Consider the following 24,585-nt stretch of genomic DNA (forward strand, 5'->3'; position numbering starts at 1 on the left):
AATAAAAAAGAGAGTGGATGACCACTCTCTTTTTTTATATTAATAGTTAGTTTCTTTTATTTCAAAGAATGCTTTTGGATTTAAGCAAACTGGACATTTAGCAGGAGCTTCAGGTCCTTCATGAACATATCCGCATAGGATACATTTCCATCTGTTAGTTCCATCTTTTTTAAATACATGATCTGTTTCTACATTTTCTAAAAGTTTTAAGTATCTTTTTTCATGTTCGATTTCAACTTTAGAAATAAGTCTATATACTCCAGCTATAACTTTGAATCCTTCTTTTTCAGCAACTTCTGCAAAATGAGGATAAAGTTCTGAATGTTCTTCATGTTCTCCAGCAGCAGCCATTTTTAAATTTTCTAAAGTAGTTCCCACATATCCAGCAGGATAAGCAGCTTGTATTTCAAGTCCTTCTCCACCTTCTAGGAAGCTAAAGAATCTTCTAGCATGTTCTTTTTCATTTTCAGCAGTTTCAATAAAAATATTAGCAATTTGTTCATATCCTTCTTCTCTAGCTTTTTCAGCGAAATAAGTATATCTCATTCTAGCTTGAGACTCTCCAGCGAAAGATTTTAATAGATTTTTTTCAGTTTCTGTACCTTTAATAGACATAATAAAAACACCTCCATAATAAATTACAAACAAACTCTTTTAATTTCTATAATATATTTATTCAAATTAAACAAGGTGAATCCTTTTTAAATAAAAAAAGAAAATTTAACTAAAAAGAGAAGCTTAGATAAAGAAAAAAATCAGAATAAAAAAGAAAGTTATAATAAAAAAAGAAAGCGATTCATAAGCAGGAATTATATTTCCGCCTATAGATCAGCTTTCTTATGATTATAATTTGTTTGTATTTAACTTGGTTGTGCTTAGCTATGCCTAACCTAGTTTTTTGGTCATTAATTCTGTAACCATATTAGGGTTGGCTTTTCCTTTAGAAAGCTTCATTACTTGACCGATAAGTCCTTTAAGAACTCTTGGTTTTCTTCCTTCATCAGAATTTTTGTAGTCCTCTACCATTTTAGGGTTAGCATTGATAACTTCATCTATCATAGCTTCAATAGCATCAGTGTCAGCTACCTGTACCATTCCTTTTTCTTTTACAATAACTTCAGGAGCTCTGTCATCAGTAAGTTTAATTTCAAAAAGTTCCTTAGCTATTTTTGTAGAGATAACATTTTTTTCTATAAGAGTAATTATTTCTCCTAAATGCTCAGCTGATATAGTAAACATATCGATAGTTATATTTTTCTCTTTTAGATTTCTCATTACTTCAGTCATTATCCAGTTAGAACTTAACTTAGGATTGTTTGAAGTTTTTACAACTGATTCAAAATAGTCAGCCAGTTCAATATCTTCACAAAGAATATTAGCATCATATTCAGGAATACCGTAATCAGAGATAAATCTTGCTAATTTATCAGCTTTAGATTCAGGCATTATTTTCTTTATATCTTCTATCTCTTCATCAGTGATTACAAGTTTTAAAAGATCTGGTTCAGGGAAGTATCTATAGTCCATAGCCTCTTCCTTGCTTCTCATTACTCTTGTAGTTTGAGCTTCTTCATCCCACAGTCTAGTCTCTTGATCTATTTTTCCACCATTTTCTATTGTTTCTATCTGTCTTCCAATTTCATAATCTATTGCTCTGGCAACAGCTTTAAATGAGTTAAGGTTTTTAACCTCTACTCTAGTTCCAAATACTTTAGAGCCTTTTTCCATAACTGAGATATTAGCGTCGCATCTTAAAGAACCAAGTTCCATAGATACATCACTGATACCAGTATATTTAATAATACTTTTCAAAGTATTAAGATATTCGTATGCTTCTTCTGAAGTTCTCATATCAGGGTCAGAAATTATTTCTATCAATGGGATAGAAGCTCTATTGAAGTTGATAAGAGATTCATGCTCAGCATGGATAGATTTTGCAGCATCTTCTTCTATTTGAATTTTAGTGATACCAACTTTTACCATTCTTCCAGAATTAAGTTTAAATTCTAATGAACCTTTTTCAGCATATGATTTATCAAATTGAGTTATTTGATAGTTTTTTGGAGTGTCAGGGTAGAAATAGTTCTTTCTATCAAAACCACTCTCATTATTTATCTTGCAGTTAAGTGCAAGTCCAGCTTTTACAGCATATTCCACAACTTTTTTATTAAGTTTAGGAAGAGCTCCAGGATGTCCTAAACAGATAGGACAAGTATGTGTATTAGAGTCAGCGTTGTCATAGTCAGCACTACAACCACACCAGACCTTTGTTCCAGTTTTTAATTGAAGGTGAACCTCCAACCCTATTACTGATTCCCATTCTTTCAACATATCTATCTCTCCTTCTAAACAGATTCTTCCTAGTCGATTACAGGAAGTTTCCATTCTCCTCTAATTTTTTCAAATGCATTTCCAGCTTGTATAAGTTCTCCTTCACAGAAAGGTTTTCCAAGAAGCTGTATACCAACAGGCAGTCCTTCAGCAAGTCCAGCTGGAATAGAAATACCAGGGATACCTGCTAAGTTAGCAGAAATTGTGAATATATCTTCAAGATATAATTCAATAGGAGTTTTTACATCATCTAATTTAAAAGCTGTACTTGGAGATACAGGAGTAAAGATGATATCTACATTTTCAAAAGCTTTATCAAAATCATCTTTAATAAGCTTTCTTACTTTTTGAGCTTTTTTGAAGTAAGCGTCATAGAAACCAGCACTTAGTACATAAGTTCCAATCATTATTCTTCTTTTTACTTCGTCTCCAAATCCCTCTGTTCTTGAATTAATATATAGATCATCTATATTTTTAATATCTTTGCTTCTGTATCCATATCTCACTCCGTCAAATCTTGCAAGGTTTGAACTAGCTTCAGCTGGAGCCAATACGTAATAAGTAGGAACAGCATATTTAGTATGAGGAAGAGATATTTCAACTATCTCAGCACCAAGTTCTCTAAATTTTTCAAGAGATTCATTCATTACTTTTTTTACATCTTCTTTTATTCCATCAATAAAATATTCCTTAGGAACTCCTATCTTCATTCCTTTGATATCTTTTCCTAAAAACTCTGTATAATCAGGGACTTCTTTTTTAGATACAGTTGCATCATAGTCATCTTCACCAGCAATGACATTCATGCAAAGAGCGATATCTGCTACATTTTTAGCTACAGGCCCTATTTGGTCTAATGATGAAGCAAAAGCCATAAGACCATATCTTGAAACTCTTCCATAAGTAGGCTTCAGTCCCACTACACCACAGAAAGAAGCTGGCTGTCTGATACTTCCACCAGTATCTGATCCTAGAGAGATAAAAGCTTCCTGAGCAGCTATTGAAGCAACAGCTCCTCCACTACTTCCTCCAGGAACTCTTTCAGTGTCCCAAGGGTTTTTAGTTTTTTTGTAGCAAGAAGTTTTTGTAGTACTTCCCATTGCAAATTCGTCCATGTTAGTTATACCAATAATTACAGCATCTGCTTCTTTTAATTTTTTTACAGCAGTAGCATCATATACCCCAGTATACCCTTCAAGTATCTTAGAACAAGAAGTAGTTACGTCTCCTTCAGATACCATATTGTCTTTTATAGTAACAGGAATTCCAGCTAGAGCTCCAAGCTTTTCACCGTTTTTTACTTTCTCATCAACTCTTCTAGCTTCTCCCAAAGCTTTTTCTTTTCTAAGATGAACAAAGCTTCCTATCTTTCCATCTATTTTCTCTATTCTTTCAAATATTTCTTTTACAACATCTTCAGATTTTATCTCACCTTTTGAGATTTTCTCTTTTATCTCAACAGCAGATAATTTATAAAAATTTTCCATTTAGGGAATCCTCCTTATATTTTATTATTCACCAACAACTTTTGGAACTATTACAGCTCCGTCTCCAGAATCAGGAGCATTAGAAAGAGCTTTTTCCACTGATAGTGATTCTCTCACTTTATCTTCTCTTAAATTATTTACTGTGTTGTTGAGCTGTATAAGAGGTTTTACCTCATCAGTATTTATTTCATCCAGCATATCAATATATCCTAGAATATCATTCAGCTCTACCTGGAATTTTTCTATTTCCTCAGGGGCGAATTTAAGTCTAGCAAGCTTAGCTACATTTAAAACTTCTTCTCTAGTTAAAGCCATCTTTTCCTCCTCAAAATTTAAATTTTATAATGAATATAAATAATTTACTTCTTCATTTGTAAGTTCTCTGTATTCTCCTAATTTTAGATTACCAAGAGAAAGATCACCTATTTTTTCTCTTCTCAGAGTAATTACAGGATGATTTATTTTATCCAGCATTCTTCTTACCTGCCGATTTCTTCCTTCTCTTATAGCCACTAGAAGCTCGGTTTTTCCTCTTTCTCTTCTGAGTATTTTTACATTAGCAGGAAGAGTCATTCCATCATCCAGCTCAACACCTTTTCTAAGAAGCTCAGCATTCTCTTCTTTTATTTCTCCAAAAACTTTAGCATAATATTCTTTGAATATCTCTGCTTTAGGATGGATTATTCTATTGAAAAGCTCACCATCATTAGTGAGAATAATAAGACCTGAAGTATTATAGTCTAATCTTCCAATAGGAAATATTCTTTCCTTGCATTTAATAAGATCAACTACAGTTTTTCTCCCTCTATCATCTTTAGATGAACTCAATACTTCAAGAGGTTTATTAAGAATATAATAAACTTTTTTCTCTGTATTCTTTTCTATTTTTTTTCCTTTGATGTATATTTCATCTTCATCACTTACTTTGATTCCAGGAGCAGCCTTTTCTCCGTTTACTTTTATAGCTCCCTCTTCTATCATCTTATCTACTTCTCTTCTTGAAGCAATTCCAAGAGAAGCAAGATACTTATTGATTCTCATTTCCTCCATCTTCTGGTCTCCCTTTTACTTCTAAGTAGTTAGGAAGTTCAGCTATTGAATTTATTCCAATATACCCTAAAAACTTATCTGTTATTTCGTATAAATTAGCTCTTCCTATACCCTCTTTTTTTCCACAAACTCTGACAAATTTTTTCTCTTCAAGGTTCTGGATTATTCTGTCTACAGAAACTCCCCTTATAGATTCTACCTCACTTTTAGTAATAGGTTGTCTGTATGCTATTATAGAAAGAGTCTCAAGAGCAGCTCCTGAAAGTTTCTTAGGTTTTGCTTCATGTTCAAAATATTGATTTATAGATTCACCATATAAGGGGTTAGTTACTAAATAGACAAACTCACCACTGAATTCTATATTGATTCCACTATTTTTTCTTTCTATTTTTAAATCTTCTAATATTTTCATCAATTCATCAATAGGAAGAGAGAAAAATTTACAAAGATCTTTTATTTTTACCTCGTCTCCCCCTAAAAGAAGAATAGCTTCTATTTTATTTTGTATGCTCATTGTTATTCTCCCTATATTGTACAGCTGTTAAATACAGATAAAGAAGATTTCCATATATTCCAGCAGAATTATCCTTGTTCAGATATATTTTAGGAACTATATATGAATTATTTTCAGTTATTATCTCTTCAAGATTAGCTAAAAGCTTATCTGCTGTTTCTTTAAATCCATTTTCATATAGCTTTATAATAAAGTTTAAATTATATTCCATATCAACTGTATTTTTATCTTCATCAGTTAAAACTCCTGATTTTTCATTATAATATTTTTTATAGTCAGATAAAAGTATTTTTTTCTGAATATTTTTTGGAAGTATATCCAAATAAGCTATATTTTTATGGTTGCTCTTTTCATCTGCTCTTCTTGTTTTTATTCCATCTTCAAAAGTATAATTTTTTATTATAAATTGATGAAGAAGATTTTTTCTTTCTTCAATCCATTTTATATCTTCACCAAACTCACTGACTTGTGATATTGTTTCTAAAAGTTTATACTCTGTATAATAATTGTAGATATTATCTCTTTCATCAAATATTTCCCCGTTGTCTTCAATAGAGTCAACCATGGAAAGAACTTCAGGCTTGATTTTCCAGTTAAAGAAATTACTGTCAAACATTTTATTTTTATCAGATAAATATTTAAAGAGATAAGTATAATATGCAGCACTTTCTGTTTCACTTTTTCTTATATTAATATCAACAAACATCTTTCTTGCATCAAAATTTTCTTTGAATAAGCTGGAAATATAGTAAAGTTTTATCTTGTTAGTGAGATCTTCTTTACTATTATTATATGAAATAGAATCAGGGATAACAGCTCTTGAAGTTATGATATCCAGCATTCTTAATTGTGTATCTACAGCTTCCTGATTTTTAAAAGTTCTTTGATTTGATTTAAGACCCAGCCAGTAATTAAATTCATCAGCTATGACGTTGCTGCTTTTTACAAGATTATTATTTCTAAAATTATCAAAGAATTTAAATGTAAAAAGAATAGGCTCATCTTTATTTATATTGCTTATAAGATAATATAAATTATCATCTTGATATTTTTTAGTTTTAGTTGTAACTTCTTCCAGAACAAAATTTTCAATTACATTATCTCTTACAATAAATACCTGTCCGCCATAATTTTCAGACTTAAAGAATATATTTTTTCCATAAACAAATGAATTTGCAGCTCTTATAAATTCTATATTTCCATTATCTTGCTGAGGAAATATATGAAACACAAAATCAATTTTTTTATCAGTTTTTAGATTTTTCAAATCTACTATTACATACAGCTTTTCTCTTTCTATCATAGATGGAATAATAGTTACATCTATATTTTGACCATTGATAGAATAATAAAGTTTTAAAATATTAGTCCCAGGAACCATTTCAGTTCTATCAAAAAAATGATTGATAGAGATTATTTCACTTCCATCAATAATCAGTTTTCCTTCTATTTTAGAGATGTCTATAGGATTAAAAACATCTCCCTTTATGAAGTGGACACTGTTAAAATTTTTATCATAAAAAAGAACTATCTCACTATTACTAATGAGATAGTTACTATATGAAAAGGTATGTATCATAAGAAAAATCAAAATAAATCTTTTCATATAACCCCTTTCTTTCTCTGCAATCAATAGTCAGTTTCTGGAGAAATTAAAACTTTATTATAAACATGGAAATTCTTCAGAAGTATTTGAATACCATTTATAACTGCATTTAATGGATCTTCAGAAATAGTTACATTTAGGTTAAGGCTTTCAGAAATCTTTTTATCAATACCTCTAAGAAGTGCTCCACCACCAGTGATATATATTCCTCTTCTCTTTATATCAGAAGATAATTCAGGAGGAGTTTTTTCAAGGATAACTTTTATTTCTTCTATTATTTGCTGTAATAATTCTCCTAGAGCTTCCACTATTTCAGAAGAGTATATTTTTATATCTTTAGGAAGTCCGTTAAGAGCATTTCTACCACTGATATCAATTGAGATATCTTCTTCAAGCTCTACAACAGCACCAATTTGTTTTTTAATATCTTCAGCAGTTTTTTCTCCAATTAAAAGATTGTGTTTTTGTCTGATATATTCTATTATTGTAGTATCAAATCTATCTCCAGCTACTCTGAAAGATGAAGTTTTAACAACCCCTCCTAGAGAGATAACAGCAAGTTCAGATGTACCTCCACCAATATCTACAATCATATTTCCTTCAGGTTCAAAAATATTTAACCCTATACCAATTGCAGCAGCCATAGGTTCTTCAACGAGATAAGCTTCTCTAGCTCCAGCTTCTCTAGTTACTTCTATAACAGCTCTTTTTTCAACTTGAGTAACTCCAGCAGGTACACAGATAATAACTCTTGGACTTGAAAAAAATCTATTGTGGCTTACTCTTTTATAAAAAGAACTAAGCATTTTTTCTGTAATTTCATAATCAGCAATAACACCATTTTTTAAAGGTCTTATTGTATCAAGGTTATTTGGAGTTCTACCTATCATAAGTTTAGCTCTTTCACCAACCTCAAATATATCTTTTGTTCTTGTATTTATAGCAACTACTGAAGGTTCATTTAAAATAATCCCCTTATCTTTTACACATATTAATGTATTAGATGTTCCTAAGTCAATTCCTAAATCCTCAGAAAAAAAACCTAAAAATTTGTTAAAATATCTCTTCATTCTTCACCTCTAAATGTATTTATGTTTTTTATTATATGTTTTCTATTTCTTTTAATTCTATACCTAACTGCGAAATCTTTTCAACAAATTTACCAATGGGGAATCCCATTACACTGAAAAAATCTCCATTTATACCATTGACAAACACTGCTCCCTTTCCTTGGATTCCGTAGGAACCTGCCTTATCCATTGGCTCATTAGTAGATATATACCATTTTATCATATTATCAGATAATTCCCTAAAAGAAACTTTAGTAATATCATAATCTGTAATATCTATTTTTTTAGATAAGTTAATCAGGCTATATGCAGTGATAACATTGTGTTCTCTCCCTGATAATATTTTCAATGTATTGAAGGCATCAGCTTCATTTTTTGGTTTTCCTATTATTTTTCCATCCACTTCTACTATTGTATCTGCTCCTACAACAAACTCATCAGGGTACATTTTTGCAACAGCCATAGTTTTTTTTCTTGCAATATCCATAATTTTATCAGTAATTGAATCTTTGCTGCTTGTTTCTTCTACTTGGGCACTTATGATCTGTATTTTAAATCCAGTGTCTTCAAGGATCTCCTTCCTTCTGGGAGATTTAGAAGCTAGAATCATCTTTTTTTCCTCCAGGTGTTCTTATTGTTAAAAGTTCTCTTTCTTTTTTAGGCTTTTTTACTGGCTTTTCAGGAATGATTTCTGTTACTTTTTCTGTATCATCAACTGAAGCCACTTCTTCAGGCAGAGATTCAACTGTTTCTTCAACAATTTCTTTTTTAGGTGAAGAATCTGTTATAGTAAACAGTGGAAAATCAACAGTACTTTCATAAGCCATATCAGAAGCAGGATTTTCTATTTTCTCTTCTTCTTTTTCTTCTTCCAACTCTTGTTTTGCTGCTTCTTTTTTATTTTTTTCTTCTTTAGGTTTGCTGACAAAATCAGGATCAATTATTTTTAAAAACTCTTCATCCTCTTCTTCTGCCATTTCATTTTCTTCTATATTTTTTATTATATCATTATTCTTGTTTTCATCAATAGAGTAGCTTTCTAAAACTAATTCTTTATTAGAAATAACTTCTTCAACTCTCTCTTTTATCCTTATTTCTTTTTCTAATTCCATTTTTAATTTTTTATCAGCTTCCCTTTTCTCCAAGGCTTCTTTTATTGCTATCTGTTCTCTTAAAAGCTGTTCTTCTCTCTGGATTCTCTTCTTCTCTTTGTGTTCATGGTAAATTCTGCATATTGTCGTCTTGATAAACTTTATAGTTATAAGGAAGAATGTACAGAATATTAAGAATCCAAGTCCAGCATAAATATAGCAGTACATGATATTTGTGAGAATGAGATAGAATAAATAGGCAGCTATAAATCCTATTTTGTATTTATATATAGAAAGATTTAGAAATTTTTCTATAACAGTATCATCTGCAAATTCTTTAGCAAATGGAAGTTCTAATTTATACATCATAAAAAGATAAAGACAGCTTATTATTAAAATGAAAAAAGCATGTGATTTTACATTAAGTACCATTTTTTTCTTTCGTTCTTTAATAAAGAAAAAAATTGAAGAAAGTATTAACATAAGTAAAACAGGAAAAATTATAATACCAAGATAATTTTCCATGACTGAATATATGTGACTACTTTTTAACTTGCTGTTAAAGAAATAATTTGCTATGAAACAAATAATAAAATAAAGATATAGATATTTCAAGTGTAGAAATCTTAATATTTTTTTCATACTATCCCTCATCCTTAATTTACTATTAAACTATTCTATATTGTATCATAGAGAAAAATAGTTTTCAAGAAATATACCTTTAGCTTTTTTAAAGTTTTTTTTTGTGCTATAATTTGAAGTGGAGAAAGATAAAAATGGAAAGGTGGTAGCTATGTTAAACAAAGGTGTAATTAAAGAAATAAATGGAGATAAAATAGTAGTAAAATTATATAAAGATACTTCTTGTTCGCATTGCAGTGGATGCAGCGGAGATGGGAAATATGGAAAAGATTTTGAATTTACAACAGATAGGAAAGCTGAAATAGGAGATACAGTTACATTTGAAATATCAGCTGGTAAAGTCATAAAGGCAGCTTCTATTGCATATGTATTTCCAGCTGTGGCAATGATACTGGGATATTTCATAGCAAGTAAGCTTGGGTTTTCTGAAAATCAATCTATAGCTTCAAGCTTCATAGCATTGGGAATCTCTTTTGTATGTCTATTCCTTTATGATAAATTTGTAGTTAAAAAACAGAAAAATTCTGAGATAGATATAATCTCTATTGAAAAAGAAGATACAAGTGAAATGATAGATAATTGTAATAATAAAAATATGTTTTAATTTTAAAAGTTATGGGATATAGAGCAGTTAAAAAAGTAAATAAATGATTGTAGGGCAGGAAAATCTTTTTCTGCCTTTTTGTTTTATAAATATAAAAATCCCCAGTAAATTTATACTGAGGACTTTTTTTATTTTATTATTTTCTCTTTTATTTACTATTTTCTAAAAGATCTTTAATCAAAAAATCAAAGTCCTTATTTTTTATTATCTTGTAAAATGCCCTGTTATCATCATTGACCTGTAATCTGATGTCTTCTCCAGAACTTTCCAAAACATTAAATACCTTCTTAAAATTTATCTGATCTATATTTTGAAGGATAGTAAAACTTGCCTCATCTTCATTTTTTACATTGATAACCTTTGCTGCCAGTCCATTTTTTTCAAATACAGTGAGAACATATAGAATGAGATCATAAGGGATATCATTTTTTTCAGCAAGTTCTTTCACTGTAACTGGAGAAAGATTATTTGAATATCTTCTGATAAGTTCTCTTATTACTATCATTCCGGCATATTCTTTAGATTTGAAGCTTATACTATTTACATCGTTAGAATGAGATTTTAAATCTTTATTCTGTAAAAAGTACGATAAATGAGCTCCAAGAATAATAAAGAACCACATTATTTTCAACCATAAGAAGAAGATGAAAATAACAGAGAAACTTCCATATATCTTATTATATGTAATAATCATAACCTGAAGGTGTATGAAAAAATATTGAAGCCCTGAAAAAAGTACAGATGTAAAAACTGCTGAGAAAAAAGCAGGGATCAATTTTACCTTTGTATTTGGTATGAGCATGTACAAAGCTGTAAAAAACAGAAATATACTGAGAGAAGGAATTACTTGTAAAAGATATGGTGAAATATCATAAATTCCCTCTAACTTTTTCCCTATTATAACCATACCACCATTTATTGTAAGGATAAGCAATGGGAATAAAAGAAAGAAAGCTATATAATCAGTTATTTTCCTCAGTATCATTCTTGATTTTTCCACCTGCCAGATATCATTAAATGATTTCTCAACAATGGAAAACATAGTAATTAAAGTCCATCCCAATGATAAAAATCCTATTCCAGCCAGAACTCCGCTTCGTGCATTTTCTAAAAGATTTTCAGAAAACTGCACAAGGAAGGTAATCATCTCTTCATTCAAAGGAGAATATTTACTCAGATGAATGATAATGCTTTCTGCTACTCCAAGCCAGCTTCCCAAACTGAATAGGATTGCAAATACAGGAACAAGAGAAAGAAGAGTATAAAAACAAAGAGATGTAACCCAGAGGGCAGAGTTAGCTCTTTTGTAGTTTTCTAATGCTCTCTGAATACCCGAAATTATATTGGATATCTTACCCTGACTGGCTACTTCTTTAAAAAAGTAAATTAATTTTCTCTTTATATTCATAAATACTATTCCCCTCTTTTCCTTTTAAAATCTTATGTATTATTCTTCAGATGCTTCTATTTTATTATTTACTTCATCTATTTCATCAGTTCTTATTTTTTCTCCAATAGTAGTAACATCAGCTGTTACAAGAGAAACATCAGGTGCATTCAGATCTCTGTAGTTTAATTCAAAATCATTTTTTCTTATAGAATAAACTGTAGAAAGTGTCATCGGAGATACGATATAGTCTCCCACTCTTACAGCAACAGTTTTCCCATCAGAATCATTCATATAGAATGGATTTTCATGTGTAACAAGGTTTTGTAAAACTTTATTATCTACTTGAATAGCTTTTATTTCTTTAAAGTCATCAATCTTCTTTTCTCCAATGTATGAGAAAACTGGAGAAGCACTGATTGGAATAAGAAGTTTTTCCATTATATAGTATTCTGGAATTATCTCTTTTGATAGTGTAACAGAAGCAGTTAAAGAAAAAACTGCAAGTATAGCTAAGATTTTTTTCATTTTTCCTCCTGAAATATTTTTAATTGTATTTTTTATTTAGTATTAATAAGCCATTTCCTGAAGTCTTCTTATTCTGTCTTCAGTAGCAGGGTGTGTACTGAAAAGAGAAGCCATTTTGCTTCCTGTAAGAGGACTTACTATAAACATATTTTCTGTAGATGGAGCAGCATTTCTCATAGGAATTCTTCTGCTGTAGTCATCAAGTTTTCTCAATGCTCTGGCAAGATATAGAGGATTTCCGCTGACTTTTGCTCCAAATTCATCAGCTTTATATTCTCTTGTTCTAGAGATAGCCATTTGTACAAGCATGGCAGCAATAGGTGCAAAAATAGCTACTGCAATCATTGCTAATGGACTTCCACCATCTCTGTCATCATTTCTTCTTCCTCTTCCACCAAAGATAGCAGCCCATTTTGCCATATTAGCAAGGAAAGTGATAGCTCCTGCCATGGTAGCAGCAACAGTTCCTATTAATATATCTCTATTATGTACATGACCTAATTCATGTCCAATGACTCCAGAAAGTTCATCTTCATCAACTATGTCCATAAGTCCTCTTGTTACTGCAACAGCAGCATGACTCGGATTTCTTCCAGTAGCAAAAGCATTAGGTTGAGCTTCGTTTAATATATATACCTTAGGCATAGGTATGTCAGCTTCTATAGCTAGTTTTTTTACTAATTGATATAAACGGCTATTTTCATCTACAGGCTGAGCACCATACATAGATAAAACTATTTTATCACTGAACCAGTATGAGATAAAATTCATTACTCCTGCCATTATTAAAGCAAAAATGAGTCCTTCTCTTCCAGCCACTGCATTTCCTATGAGCATAAAGATAAATGTCATAACAGCCATTAATATAAAAGTTTTTAAAGTTTTCACTTTATTCACCTCTTTTTCTTTTTTGATTTTAGTTTAGTATATTATATCACTATCTAGCTCTAAAATAACAGATTATTTTTTTTATGTCAAATTTTAGAAATTTTATCTAGCTGTTGAATAAAAAGAAAAATTTGAGTATAATCTATAATAGGAAGAATTAGGTAATATCTTTAAAATCTTATAAAATGAGAGGCAGGAAAATGACAGATAAAAATGGCAGGTACACAAAGGGAATAATTGATATAGGTACAAATTCATGCAGATTATTTATAGCTGAAGTTTTAAAAAATGAAAAAGGGATAAATATTTTAAATGAATTAGTAAAAGAAGTGGAAATTGTAAAACTTGGAGAAGGGGTGAATCAAAACCACTATCTCAAAGAGGAAGCAATTGAAAGAACTATTCAATGCTTGAAAAGATATAAGGAAACAGCAGATAAATATGAAGTGAAAGAATTGAAAGCTTTTGCTACCTCAGCAACAAGAGATGCAGAAAATAAAGATATATTCCTAAAAAAAGTAAGAGATTTGGGAATTGAGATAAAATGTATTTCAGGAGAAGAGGAAGCAGGATTAAATTTTCTTGGAAACTCATTGGTATTTGATGAGAGGATATTAGTTATAGATATAGGTGGTGGAAGTACTGAGTTCACCCTTGGAAAGAATGATAAAATTGATTTTATAAAAAGTATAGATATCGGTGCAGTGAGAGCTACAGAAAAATTTTTCTCACAAGAAGATTATTCTGATGAAAATATAGAGAAATGTATAGAGTGGGTAAAAGAAAATATTAAAAAGATAAAAGAGATTAAAGATGAAGAATTCAGAGCAGTGGGAGTGGCAGGGACAGCCACTACACAGATATCAGTAAAAAAGAAAATGGAAATATATGACAGCAGAGAAGTGCACATGTCTGAAATATCTGTAGAGGAATTAGAAGAAAATTTAAAGCTTTTTGTTTCAAAAAATCTGGAAGAAAGAAAAGAGATAATTGGACTTGAACCTAAGAGGGCAGATGTAATAATAGCAGGAACCATTATTTTAATAACTATTTTAAAAGAATTAAATAAAGAGAGGATAATTGTTTCTGAATCAGATAATCTGACAGGAGCCATGATAAAGGAGGAGAAAATGAGTGAGAGGCTTGAGTGGATACTTGAAGCTTATGAAAGTTTTAGAAGGTCTTCTGAAAGAAGATTAGTAGCAGGGAACATTTTTGATTACTTCATGCAGGACTTTAGAGGGGAAATAAGCGACGCATACGACCCAGCAACAAAAGAGGAGATAAAAGAGGATATCAAAGAGATGGCTGATATCATATATAATGAAGAGGATAAACATAAAAGAGAATTTTTAGTAAAGATTCTGGTAAATATAGTAAAAATGCTTTAGTAAATATAGATTAAGATATTTTAGTAAATATAAATGAAATATTTTGAGAATTGTAGATTATGATATTTTAGTAAATACAGTAAATTTTTTTAACCAATATAAATAAAATATTTTAATTTCATATAAAATGCAGGAGGTGAAAAAATGAAAAAACTGCAATTAGATAGATGTTCTATAGGTGGTTGAGCCAGCAAAATAGGACCAGAGGTCTTGAGTGATGTACTTTCAAAACTTCCAAGTGTGGAAGATAAAAATTTAATAGTAGGGTTTGACAAATCAGACGATGCAGCAGTATACAAGCTTACTGATGAGATAGCTATGATACAGACTTTGGATTTTTTTACCCCTATGGTAGATGATCCTTATGTCTTCGGACAAATAGCAGCAGCAAATTCATTGAGTGATGTATATGCCATGGGAGGGATTCCCAAGACAGCAATGAATATAGTATGTTTTCCTGAAAAAATGGATATAAACATCCTTGGAGAAATATTAAGAGGTGGAGCTGAAAAAGTTGCAGAAGCAGGAGCTGTCCTAAGTGGTGGGCACTCTATACACGACCCTGAAATAAAATACGGGCTGTCAGTTACTGGGATTGCTCATCCGGATAAAATATTAAAAAATCATGGATGTGAAACAGGAGATATTCTTATATGTACAAAATCTCTTGGGACAGGAATAGTGACAACAGCTTCAAAAGTAGGCCTTGCCAGTGAGAGAGCCTTAAAAGAATCAATAGAAAATATGACTGCTTTAAATAAATATGCTGGTGAGATAATAGTAAAGTATCCTGTTACTGCCTGCACTGATATAACTGGCTTTGGGTTTTTAGGTCATTCTTTTGAAATGGCTGAAAACTCTGAAAAAACATTAATTTTTGAATCAGAGTTTATCCCATATATAAATGAAGCAAAAGGTTATGCACAGGATTTCCTTATAACAAGCGGCGGTCAGAAAAATAGAAATTATGTACAGGAACATGTAGATTTTCAAAATATTCCTCTATGGATGCAGGAAATACTTCTTGACCCTCAAACTTCAGGAGGGCTATTGTTTTCTGTAAAAAAAGAGTGTGTAAAAGAAATGATGGAAGAATTTGAATCTAAAAATATAAAAGCACATATAGTTGGAAGCGTTGCTGATAAGAAGGACAAATTTATTATTGTGAGGTAAGGATTATGGAAAAGAATCTGTTTCAAAAACTTCCTAAAGTAGATATTCTTATGAAAAGTGAAAAACTGGAAGAGATAAGTAAAAAAATGAGTTATCATAATTACTACCAAGCTGTAAAAGATGGAATAGAGTTTTTTAGAAATAAGATAAAAAACAGAGAGATAACTGATTTTACAGAGGATGAGGTAATTTCAAAGATAAAAGAGATATCAGGAATTAAGAGCAGACCTAATTTAAGAAGGGTTATAAATGGAACTGGGACTATAATTCATACTAACTTAGGGCGTTCTATTTTAAATGAAAAAATAACTGAAGATTTGGGAGAAATACTTTTAAATTACAGTAATTTGGAATATGATCTGGAAACTGGGAGCAGGGGAAGCAGATATTCTCATATAGAAAAACTGATATGTGACATAACTGGGGCAGAGGGAGCATTAATAGTAAATAATAATGCTGCTGCTGTTATTTTGTGCCTCAATGAATTTGCCAATGGAAAAAATACTATTGTATCAAGAGGAGAGCTGGTAGAAATAGGTGGCTCTTTCAGAATACCTGAAATAATGAAACTGGCTGGAACAACATTGAAAGAGGTAGGGACAACAAATAAAACTCATGTTTTTGATTATGAAGACAATATAGATGAAGAAACTGCCGTTTTGTTGAAAGTACATACTTCTAATTTTAAGATAATAGGATTTACAGAGGAAGCAGATAAAAAAGATATAGCTGAACTTGGGAAAAAATATGAGATACTTACAATGGAGGATCTCGGAAGTGGAGTCTTAGTGGACTTTTCAAAATATGGACTTCCCAAAGAGCCAACTATACAGGAGAGCATTAAATCAGGAATTGACATAGTCACTGTAAGTGGAGACAAACTTCTAGGGGGACCTCAATGTGGGATAATTCTAGGGAAGAAACCATTGATAGAAAGATTGAAAAAAAATCAATACCTGAGAGCTTTTCGTGTGAATAAAATAACTATTTCTATACTGGAAAATATCTTTCAATACTATAAAGATGAGAGAGAAGCTATAAAAGAGATTCCTATTTTAAATATGATAATAGAGGAAAAAGGAAAAGTATTAGAAAGAGCAGAAAAATTGTCTGCTATACTTAAAGAAAGAAATATAGAGAACAGTATAATTGAAACAGAATCTAAAATAGGTGGAGGATCAATGCCAGAAGAAACAGTGGCAAGCTATGCCATCTGTTTTACTGGAGATGCTGTTTTGCTGGAGAAAAGATTCAGAGGAAATGATATTCCAGTAATCGGAAGAATAAAGAATGATCACTTTATTTTAGATGCAAAGACATTAAGAGAAAAAGATTTTGAAGAGATAACAGGAGCGGCTGAAAGGATATTTCTATGAGAAATATAATAATAGGCACAGCAGGTCATATTGACCACGGAAAGACAACTATTGTAAAAGGTCTCACTGGAAAAGATACAGATACTCTGCCAGAAGAGAAAGCAAGAGGGATGACAATAGATTTAGGCTTTACATTTTTTACCCTGAGCAATGGAAGAAAAGTTGGAATAGTAGATGTTCCTGGTCATGAGAAGTTTATAAAAAACATGGCAGCAGGAGTTACAGGGATAGACTTGATACTTTTTGTTATAGCCTGTGATGATGGAATTAAACCTCAAACTTTGGAACACGCTGATATTATAAAAATATTAGGTGTAAAAAAAGGACTGATACTTCTTACTAAAAGAGATCTGGCAGATGAAGAGAGAGCAGCTCAGTTGAAAGAAGATGTGAGAGAGCTTTTTAAAAACTCATATTTAGAAAATAGTAAAATACTGGAAATCTCCACTAAGGATGCCCAAAGCTTTGAAAAACTAAAAGAGGTATTGGAAAAGGAAATATTGGAGATAGAAGAAAATAGAGATGAAATTAAAGATTTTCGGTTGGATATAGATAAAGTTTTTTCCATAAAAGGTTTTGGAACAGTAGTAACAGGAACTTCCAAGAACAGTAAAATCTCTATTGGAGATACTGTTATGATTTATCCTCAGCAAAAAGAGGTAAAAATAAAAGGAATAGAGAATCATGGAAATAAAGTGGAGACTCTGGAAGCTGGAAACAGATGTGCCTTGAATATTAATATGGATTCTAAAGAGATAAAAAGAGGCAATATTATATCTAAAAAAGATTCTCTCATTATATCCAATAGATTAGACTGTGTTTTTACCCTTTTAAAGAGAAGCAGTAATTTTAAAAATAACCAAAGGGTAAGGATAAATATTGGCACAGAAGAACTCATAGGAAGAGTAAAAATATTTCTTGAAGATGAAATACTTTCTGGAGATAAAAAGTATGTCCAGATAGATCTGGAAAAAGAATCAGCTTTTTCTGTAGGAGACATAGGGATAGTGAGAAGCTTTTCCCCAGTAGAGACTATTGGGGGAGTAGAGATAATAAATATTCCTAAAGAAAGAGTCAAAAGAAAAGATTTAAAATATCTGGAGAGACTGGAAATTCTCTCATCTAAAAATAAGTATAAAAAAATAGAAAGTATTGTATTGAACAACGAGAATATTTTTACAGATAAAGAGAGTATATCACTTCTTTTAGGAGAAAAGATATCAGAGAAAGAAATGGAAAACTCTCAAAATATAGAGAAAATATCTGACAATATTTATGTCAATACAGAGAGGCTGGAAAATTTTAAAAATAAAATTCTAGAATATATAGAGCAGTATCATGAAAAATATCCACTGTCTGTTGGAATAAAAAGATCAGAATTAAAAAATAGATTTTTTGAAAATTTTTCAATAAAGGTGTATAATATAGCTCTAGAGTATTTTATAGAAAAAAATACCATTGAAGTATTGGGAGAATATATTTCTAAAAAAGATTTTAAAATAAAGTTAAATAAAGAACAGAAAAAAATAAAAGAGGATATATTTTCTTACTATAAGAAAAATGGATTTACTCCACAAAAAATAGAGGATACAGTAAAGATATTTAAAGATGAAACTCTTTTTGCAGAAATTCATTCATATATGCTGTATAATTCTTTTCTTGCAGAATTAGCAGAGGGAAATTTTATGTTAAAAGGTTTTTTTCTGGAAAGTGAAAAAAAGATAAAGGAATACCTTGAAAAAAACAGAAGAATAACTTTAGCAGAGGCTAGAGACTTACTTCAGATTAATCGAAAATCGATTCTTTTAATATTGGAAAAATTAGATGAAAATGGAATAACTAAAAGAGTTGGTGAATATAGAGAATTAAAATGAATATATCAGGAGGTAGTATCATGATAAAAGTTAATGCAGTAGGACAAACTTGCCCAATTCCTATAATAATGACAAAGAATGCTTTGAAAGATATAGAAGAAGGAGAAGTGGAAGTATTAGTTGATAATAAAATATCTCTTGAAAATCTTCAGAAAATGTCAAAAGAAATGGGATATGACTATAGTATTGCTGAAACTGGTGAAGTTTTCAGAATAGTTATCAACAAGATAAAAGAAGAAGTAGAAGAGTTTGACGATGAAGACAATACAGTTGTTGTAATAGATTCTATGTACATGGGAAAAGGAGATCCTGAGCTTGGAAGAATACTTATGAAAGGATTTATCTACACTCTTACAGAAGTGGAAGTTCTTCCTAAAACTATAATTTTCTACAACGAAGGGGTAAAACTAGCTGTAGAAAATTCTGAAAGCTTAAAAGATTTAAAAAATCTTGAAGAAAGAGGAGTAGAAATACTTTGCTGCGGAACATGTGTTAATTTTTATGGGTTGACAGATGAAATAAAAATTGGTAGTATAACTAATATGTATAATATAGTGAACAAACAGATGTATGCAAGAAGGGTAATAAAACCATGATAAAAGAGGAAACATTTCTTTTGCTTGCTACTGATTCTACACATCTCATAATCAAAAGTGAAAAACTTCTCAAAGAAAATGGGATAGAATGCAGAATAATTCCTCTTCCTTCAGAGGTAAAGGCTACCTGTGGACTTTCAATAAGATTGGAGCTTGAATATAAAGAGAGAGCTGATGAAATTCTTAAATCTGATGGGATAGAGTTAGAAAAATATTCTGTAATAAAAAAAGGTTTGAAAAAGCATATAGAAAAAATAAATTAACAAGAAAAAGTTAAATTAATTTAATAGAGAATAATTAATTTAGCAGAAAAAATTAAGCTGACAAAGGAAAATGGTGGCGGAGGAGAACTGGTGTTTTCAGCAGTCTTCAAAACTGTCGTGGTGGCTGTAAAGTCATTGGTAGGTTCGATTCCTACACGCTACCGCCATAAGAAAATATATCAAAGCTGGGTGAAAAGAAAATAATTTCCCCAGCTTGTTTTTTATTTAAACTAATGTTATACTTATAAATGAATATAGTTGAAAGAGGAGTGTTAATTTGGTTTTGTAACCCTATGTAATTTCTAAAAAAATAACAGTTTAAAAAATTTAGAAAATGGGTTATAATATTTGTAACGAATATAAATTGATAACGTTTTTAAATTAAGAGGTGTATATGTTAGATAAAATAGTAATAAGAGGTGCCAGAGAACATAATCTAAAAAATATAGATATTGAAATTCCAAAGAATAAATTTGTGGTTATCACTGGGGTGAGCGGAAGTGGAAAATCTTCTCTTGCTTTTGATACTATTTATTCTGAAGGTCAAAGAAGATATGTAGAAAGTCTTTCTGCTTATGCCAGACAATTTATTGGTCAGATGAATAAGCCGGAAGTAGATAGTATAGAGGGATTGGCTCCTGCTATATCTATTGAACAGAAAACTACTAACAGAAACCCTCGTTCTACAGTAGGAACTATTACAGAAGTTTATGACTATATGAGACTTCTTTTTGCACATATAGGAACAGCTCACTGCCCTATCTGTGGAAGAAAAGTTGAGAAGCAGAGTACAGAAGAGATAACTGAGGGAGCAATAGAGAGATTTCAGGAGGGAGATAAAATAATAGTTTTAGCTCCTGTGGTGAAGGATAAAAAAGGTACACATAAAAATCTTTTCCTTAATCTTTTGAAAAAAGGGTATGTAAGAGCGAGAGTAAATGGAACAATCCTTTATTTAGAAGATGAGATTAATCTTGATAAAAACCTTAAACACAATATAGAAGTAGTTGTTGACAGACTTGTTTTAAAGAAAAATGACAAAGAGTTTCAAAGTAGATTGACACAATCAATTGAAACTACTACAGAACTTTCAAATGGTAAAGTTATTTTAAATGTAAATAATCAAGACTACGCATATAGTGAAAACTTTGCCTGTCCTGAGCATGATGAGGTAAGCATACCTGATTTGAATCCAAGACTTTTTTCATTCAATGCACCATTTGGAGCTTGTCCTGAATGCAAAGGGATAGGAAAAAATCTGGAAGTAGATGAAAATAAGCTTATAGATAATGATGAGCTCTCTATTGTAGAGGGAGGAATGTACATCCCAGGAGCCATGGCTAGAAAAGGGTATAGCTGGGAAATATTTAAAGCAATGGCAAAACATCTGAAAATAGATATTAATAAGCCTATAAAAGATCTCTCAAAAAGAGATATGGAAATAATATTTCATGGAAGTGATGTAAAATTTAAATTCGATTATGAAGGGGACGACTTCCAGTTTCATGGGTATAAGCAGTATGAAGGAGCAGTAAAAAATCTTGAAAGAAGATATCATGAGACTTTTTCAGATGCCATGAAAGAAGAGATTGAAAATAAATATATGGTTGAAAGAGTATGTAAAGTCTGCAATGGAAAGAGATTGAAGCCAGAAGTTTTATCTGTAACTGTTGGAGATAAAAATATTATGGAGATATGTGAGTTAAGTATAAAGGATTCACTTAAATTTTTCCTTGATCTGAAACTGACAAACAAACAGGAGCTTATAGCTAAAGAGATACTGAAAGAGATAAGAGAAAGACTTTCATTTATGATAAATGTTGGGCTTGATTATCTAAATTTAGCTCGTGAGACAAAGACTCTTTCAGGAGGAGAAGCTCAAAGAATAAGACTTGCAACTCAGATAGGGTCAGGTCTTACAGGGGTGCTTTATGTGCTGGATGAACCAAGTATTGGTCTTCACCAAAAGGATAATGACAAGCTTCTTGCAACTTTAGGAAGACTTAAAGATTTGGGAAATACTCTAATAGTAGTGGAACATGATGAAGATACTATGCTGCAAGCTGACGAGATATTGGACTTGGGACCAGGAGCAGGGGATTTTGGTGGAGAAATAGTTGCCTATGGAACTCCTAAGGAAATAATGGAAAATAAAGAATCTATCACTGGAAAATATTTAAAAGGTGATTTGAAAATAGAGATTCCTGAAAAAAGAAGAAAATGGAAAAAATCTATAAAAGTAATAGGAGCAAAGGGAAATAATCTGAAAAATATAGATGTTGAAATTCCTTTAGGAGTAATGACAGTAGTTACAGGGGTAAGTGGAAGTGGAAAATCTACACTTATCAATCATACTCTGTTTCCCGCACTTTTTAACAAGCTGAATAAAGGAAAGCTGTATCCTTTGGAGTATAAAGAGATAAAAGGAATAGAGGAACTTGAAAAAGTCATAAATATTGACCAGAGCCCAATAGGGAGAACTCCAAGATCTAACCCAGCTACTTATACTAAACTTTTTGATGATATAAGGACTATCTTTGCTGAAACAAAAGATGCTAAATTACATGGATTTACAAAGGGAAGATTTTCTTTTAATGTAAAAGGTGGAAGATGTGAAGCATGTCAGGGAGCAGGAATAATCAAAATAGAAATGAACTTCCTTCCAGATGTATATGTAGAGTGTGAAGTATGTAAAGGTAAAAGATACAATAAGGAAACACTAGATGTATACTACAAAGGGAAAAATATTTCTGATGTACTGAACATGAGTGTAAGAGAAGCTTATGAGTTTTTTAAAGCTGTTCCATCTCTTGAGAGAAAATTAAAAGTACTTATGGATGTAGGACTTGACTATATAAAACTTGGACAGCCTGCAACTACTCTTTCAGGAGGAGAGGCACAAAGGATAAAACTTGCAACTGAACTTTCTAAAATGACAAAAGGTAAGACTATATATATTTTAGACGAACCTACAACAGGACTGCATTTTGAAGATATAAGAAAACTTCTGGAAGTATTAGACAGACTGGTAGAAAAAGGAAATACAGTGGTTATCATAGAGCACAATCTAGATGTTATCAAAACAGCTGACCATATAATAGATATAGGTCCTGATGGAGGGGACAGAGGTGGAACAGTAGTAGCATCTGGAACTCCAGAGGAAATATCTGATGCAGAAAAAAGCTATACTGCTGTATATATAGACAGAATGCTGAAAGGTGCAGGAAGAAAAGAAAATAAGAAAACTCAAAAGAAAGCAGCTGAAGTAATTACAGTATCTGATGAAACTATGCTGAAAGGTACAGGAAAAAAAGAAAATAAAAAAACTCAAAAGAAAACAGCTAAAGTAGTTCCAGTATTTGATGAAACTATGTTGGAAGCTGCTGAAGAAGTGCCTGTAATAGATTATGAAGAGAAGCCTAAAAAAAGAGGAAGAAAAAAGAAAGAGGAGCTGGGGAAATAGATGTATGAATATTTGAGAGGAAAAGTTGAATATAAGAAGCCAGATTATCTGGCACTAGATGTAAATGGTGTTGGGTATAAAGTAAATATATCTTTAAGAACATATGATTTTATCAGTGCTGGAGAAGAGGTAAAGCTCTATATCTATAACTATATCAAAGAGGATGCTTTTAAGCTCATAGGATTCCTTGAAGAAAGAGAGAGAAATCTTTTTGAAATGCTTCTTGGAGTAAAGGGAATAGGAGTATCTTTAGCCCTTTCAGTAATGTCTACTTTTGATATAGATACAATCAGAGATCTGGTAGCAACAGATGACTATACTAATCTCAAAAGAGTTCCTAAATTGGGAGAAAAGAAATCTCAGCAATTAATTTTAGATTTGAAAAGTAAATTAAAAACTTTAGATGCTCTTTCTATAGATACAAGAAATGATGATGCAGCAAAACATCTCATGATAGAAGAGGAACTTATTTCTGCTCTGGAAGGATTGGGGTACAGTAAAAAAGAGATAAATACCCTTATCACTAGAGATGAACTTAGAAGTTTCAAAACTATTGAGGAGGCTATAAAAGGAGTGCTGAAGAAAGTTAATTACTAATTTTAGGAGGTACAGATTATGGAATATAAAGAACTATTTGAAACAGGGATGTCATTTGATACATTTTTTAGTATAGCAAGTGCATCTGAAAAAGAAAAAATTAAAGAAATAGCTTCAGTAGTAAAAATAAAAGATGAGTATATTGAAAGAATCAAAAAAATAGATAAAAAATATAATTTTCTGTTAAGTGCTGAATCATGGTGTCCATATGTTCGTGCAACAGTACCAGTACTTATGAAAATGATAGAATTGAATCCTAACATAAAACTAAGTATAATAACTGAGGGAAGAGGATTTAAATTCCTGAGAGAGAAGTTGGGAATACCAGAGGAAAAATATGTGGTGCCTACTTTAGCTATACTTGATGAAAACTTTAATTTTGCAGCAAGATATATAGGAAGACCAAGTAAATACAGAAATATAGGCTTTGAAAATGTAAGTGGTGAATACTTTAAAGGACATCGTTCTGATGATATTGTAGAAGAAATATTGGAAAGAATGGGATACTAAAAATTAAATATTGAAAATAGATGAGGAACCTTAAATACTTAGGGTTCCTTTTTTTGTACCTAAAAATAAATTTAAAATGTATATAAAAATTAAAAAGCAAGATAATTTTTAAAAAATAAATAAAACTAAGTTATGAAATATACT

The 24,585-nt window shown here is 31.0% G+C and carries 23 protein-coding genes and 1 tRNA gene; 11 read left to right on the forward strand and 13 right to left on the reverse strand.

Annotated elements, in window-relative coordinates:
• Window positions 1–39: 39 nt before the first annotated feature.
• The 10 genes from rbr to C4N20_RS10840 all read right to left on the reverse strand — a co-directional run bounded on the left by rbr (window position 40) and on the right by C4N20_RS10840 (window position 9,581).
• Entirely contained in the window at window positions 40–615 is a 576-nt protein-coding gene (gene rbr, locus C4N20_RS10795) for a rubrerythrin (RefSeq protein ID WP_005976226.1), read from the reverse strand.
• Window positions 616–885: 270 nt separating this feature from the next.
• A complete protein-coding gene (gene gatB, locus C4N20_RS10800; protein WP_005976228.1) occupies window positions 886–2,331 on the reverse strand; it encodes an Asp-tRNA(Asn)/Glu-tRNA(Gln) amidotransferase subunit GatB in 1,446 nt (481 codons plus the stop codon).
• Between the two features lie 29 nt (window positions 2,332–2,360).
• Complete coding sequence (gatA, locus tag C4N20_RS10805) at window positions 2,361–3,818, reverse strand: Asp-tRNA(Asn)/Glu-tRNA(Gln) amidotransferase subunit GatA (RefSeq protein ID WP_005976230.1); 1,458 nt, start codon at window positions 3,816–3,818, stop codon at window positions 2,361–2,363.
• Between the two features lie 24 nt (window positions 3,819–3,842).
• A complete protein-coding gene (gatC, locus tag C4N20_RS10810; protein ID WP_005976232.1) occupies window positions 3,843–4,133 on the reverse strand; it encodes an Asp-tRNA(Asn)/Glu-tRNA(Gln) amidotransferase subunit GatC in 291 nt (96 codons plus the stop codon).
• Between the two features lie 24 nt (window positions 4,134–4,157).
• Complete coding sequence (locus tag C4N20_RS10815) at window positions 4,158–4,859, reverse strand: pseudouridine synthase (RefSeq protein ID WP_172453949.1); 702 nt, start codon at window positions 4,857–4,859, stop codon at window positions 4,158–4,160.
• Window positions 4,846–5,382 (reverse strand): SMC-Scp complex subunit ScpB, encoded by a 537-nt coding sequence (gene scpB, locus C4N20_RS10820; RefSeq protein WP_005976236.1) that lies wholly within the window; start codon window positions 5,380–5,382, stop codon window positions 4,846–4,848. Before scpB ends, C4N20_RS10815 begins: the two co-directional genes overlap by 14 nt.
• Entirely contained in the window at window positions 5,366–6,988 is a 1,623-nt protein-coding gene (locus C4N20_RS10825) for a hypothetical protein (RefSeq protein WP_231940499.1), read from the reverse strand. Before C4N20_RS10825 ends, scpB begins: the two co-directional genes overlap by 17 nt.
• Before the next feature lie 23 nt (window positions 6,989–7,011).
• On the reverse strand, window positions 7,012–8,058 hold the full coding sequence (mreB, locus tag C4N20_RS10830; RefSeq protein ID WP_005976240.1) for a rod shape-determining protein: 1,047 nt from the start codon (window positions 8,056–8,058) through the stop codon (window positions 7,012–7,014).
• Between the two features lie 31 nt (window positions 8,059–8,089).
• Window positions 8,090–8,668, reverse strand: a complete 579-nt coding sequence (locus C4N20_RS10835; RefSeq protein ID WP_005976243.1) for a Maf family protein — start codon at window positions 8,666–8,668, stop codon at window positions 8,090–8,092.
• Window positions 8,652–9,581 (reverse strand): ABC transporter permease, encoded by a 930-nt coding sequence (locus C4N20_RS10840; protein WP_231940500.1) that lies wholly within the window; start codon window positions 9,579–9,581, stop codon window positions 8,652–8,654. The genes C4N20_RS10835 and C4N20_RS10840 overlap by 17 nt, the downstream gene beginning before the upstream one ends.
• A gap of 361 nt (window positions 9,582–9,942) precedes the next feature.
• Between C4N20_RS10840 and C4N20_RS10845 the strand changes: the two genes are divergently transcribed.
• The gene (locus C4N20_RS10845; RefSeq protein ID WP_005976247.1) at window positions 9,943–10,395 is read left to right on the forward strand and encodes a SoxR reducing system RseC family protein; all 453 of its coding nucleotides are present in this window, start codon (window positions 9,943–9,945) and stop codon (window positions 10,393–10,395) included.
• Window positions 10,396–10,543: 148 nt separating this feature from the next.
• On the opposite strand, the gene C4N20_RS10850 is transcribed toward C4N20_RS10845, so the two are convergent.
• From C4N20_RS10850 to htpX, 3 genes are read right to left on the reverse strand one after another with little or no spacing between them, the layout of a single operon-like run.
• On the reverse strand, window positions 10,544–11,803 hold the full coding sequence (locus tag C4N20_RS10850; RefSeq protein WP_005976249.1) for a YihY/virulence factor BrkB family protein: 1,260 nt from the start codon (window positions 11,801–11,803) through the stop codon (window positions 10,544–10,546).
• Window positions 11,804–11,842: 39 nt separating this feature from the next.
• Window positions 11,843–12,310 carry a hypothetical protein gene (locus C4N20_RS10855; RefSeq protein WP_005976251.1) on the reverse strand — a complete coding sequence of 156 codons (468 nt, stop codon included), beginning with the start codon at window positions 12,308–12,310 and terminating at the stop codon, window positions 11,843–11,845.
• A 42-nt stretch (window positions 12,311–12,352) separates the two neighbouring features.
• The gene (gene htpX / locus C4N20_RS10860) at window positions 12,353–13,198 is read right to left on the reverse strand and encodes a zinc metalloprotease HtpX (RefSeq protein WP_005976253.1); all 846 of its coding nucleotides are present in this window, start codon (window positions 13,196–13,198) and stop codon (window positions 12,353–12,355) included.
• A 200-nt stretch (window positions 13,199–13,398) separates the two neighbouring features.
• On the opposite strand from htpX, the gene C4N20_RS10865 reads away from it, so the two are divergent.
• The 10 genes from C4N20_RS10865 to C4N20_RS10910 all read left to right on the forward strand — a co-directional run bounded on the left by C4N20_RS10865 (window position 13,399) and on the right by C4N20_RS10910 (window position 24,441).
• Window positions 13,399–14,589 (forward strand): Ppx/GppA phosphatase family protein, encoded by a 1,191-nt coding sequence (locus C4N20_RS10865; RefSeq protein WP_005976255.1) that lies wholly within the window; start codon window positions 13,399–13,401, stop codon window positions 14,587–14,589.
• A gap of 195 nt (window positions 14,590–14,784) precedes the next feature.
• Window positions 14,785–15,762 (forward strand): selenide, water dikinase SelD, encoded by a 978-nt coding sequence (gene selD, locus C4N20_RS10870; protein ID WP_390621144.1) that lies wholly within the window; start codon window positions 14,785–14,787, stop codon window positions 15,760–15,762.
• Window positions 15,763–15,767: 5 nt separating this feature from the next.
• A complete protein-coding gene (selA, locus tag C4N20_RS10875) occupies window positions 15,768–17,138 on the forward strand; it encodes an L-seryl-tRNA(Sec) selenium transferase (protein WP_005976259.1) in 1,371 nt (456 codons plus the stop codon).
• Window positions 17,135–19,012, forward strand: coding sequence for a selenocysteine-specific translation elongation factor (gene selB / locus C4N20_RS10880; RefSeq protein WP_005976261.1), 1,878 nt, complete (start codon window positions 17,135–17,137; stop codon window positions 19,010–19,012). The genes selA and selB overlap by 4 nt, the downstream gene beginning before the upstream one ends.
• A gap of 20 nt (window positions 19,013–19,032) precedes the next feature.
• Entirely contained in the window at window positions 19,033–19,608 is a 576-nt protein-coding gene (yedF, locus tag C4N20_RS10885; RefSeq protein WP_005976263.1) for a sulfurtransferase-like selenium metabolism protein YedF, read from the forward strand.
• Window positions 19,605–19,871 (forward strand): putative Se/S carrier protein, encoded by a 267-nt coding sequence (locus C4N20_RS10890; RefSeq protein ID WP_005976265.1) that lies wholly within the window; start codon window positions 19,605–19,607, stop codon window positions 19,869–19,871. The genes yedF and C4N20_RS10890 overlap by 4 nt, the downstream gene beginning before the upstream one ends.
• Before the next feature lie 72 nt (window positions 19,872–19,943).
• Window positions 19,944–20,038 (forward strand) — tRNA-Sec (locus C4N20_RS10895).
• Between the two features lie 227 nt (window positions 20,039–20,265).
• Window positions 20,266–23,334: an excinuclease ABC subunit UvrA gene (gene uvrA / locus C4N20_RS10900; protein WP_005976267.1), complete on the forward strand. Its 3,069-nt coding sequence runs from the start codon at window positions 20,266–20,268 to the stop codon at window positions 23,332–23,334.
• Complete coding sequence (gene ruvA / locus C4N20_RS10905) at window positions 23,335–23,931, forward strand: Holliday junction branch migration protein RuvA (RefSeq protein ID WP_005976269.1); 597 nt, start codon at window positions 23,335–23,337, stop codon at window positions 23,929–23,931.
• 18 nt (window positions 23,932–23,949) lie between these two features.
• Window positions 23,950–24,441, forward strand: a complete 492-nt coding sequence (locus tag C4N20_RS10910; protein ID WP_005976271.1) for a thioredoxin family protein — start codon at window positions 23,950–23,952, stop codon at window positions 24,439–24,441.
• Window positions 24,442–24,585: the final 144 nt, after the last annotated feature.

The organism is Fusobacterium ulcerans (assembly GCF_003019675.1).
In the GTDB taxonomy this organism is placed as follows: domain Bacteria; phylum Fusobacteriota; class Fusobacteriia; order Fusobacteriales; family Fusobacteriaceae; genus Fusobacterium_A; species Fusobacterium_A ulcerans.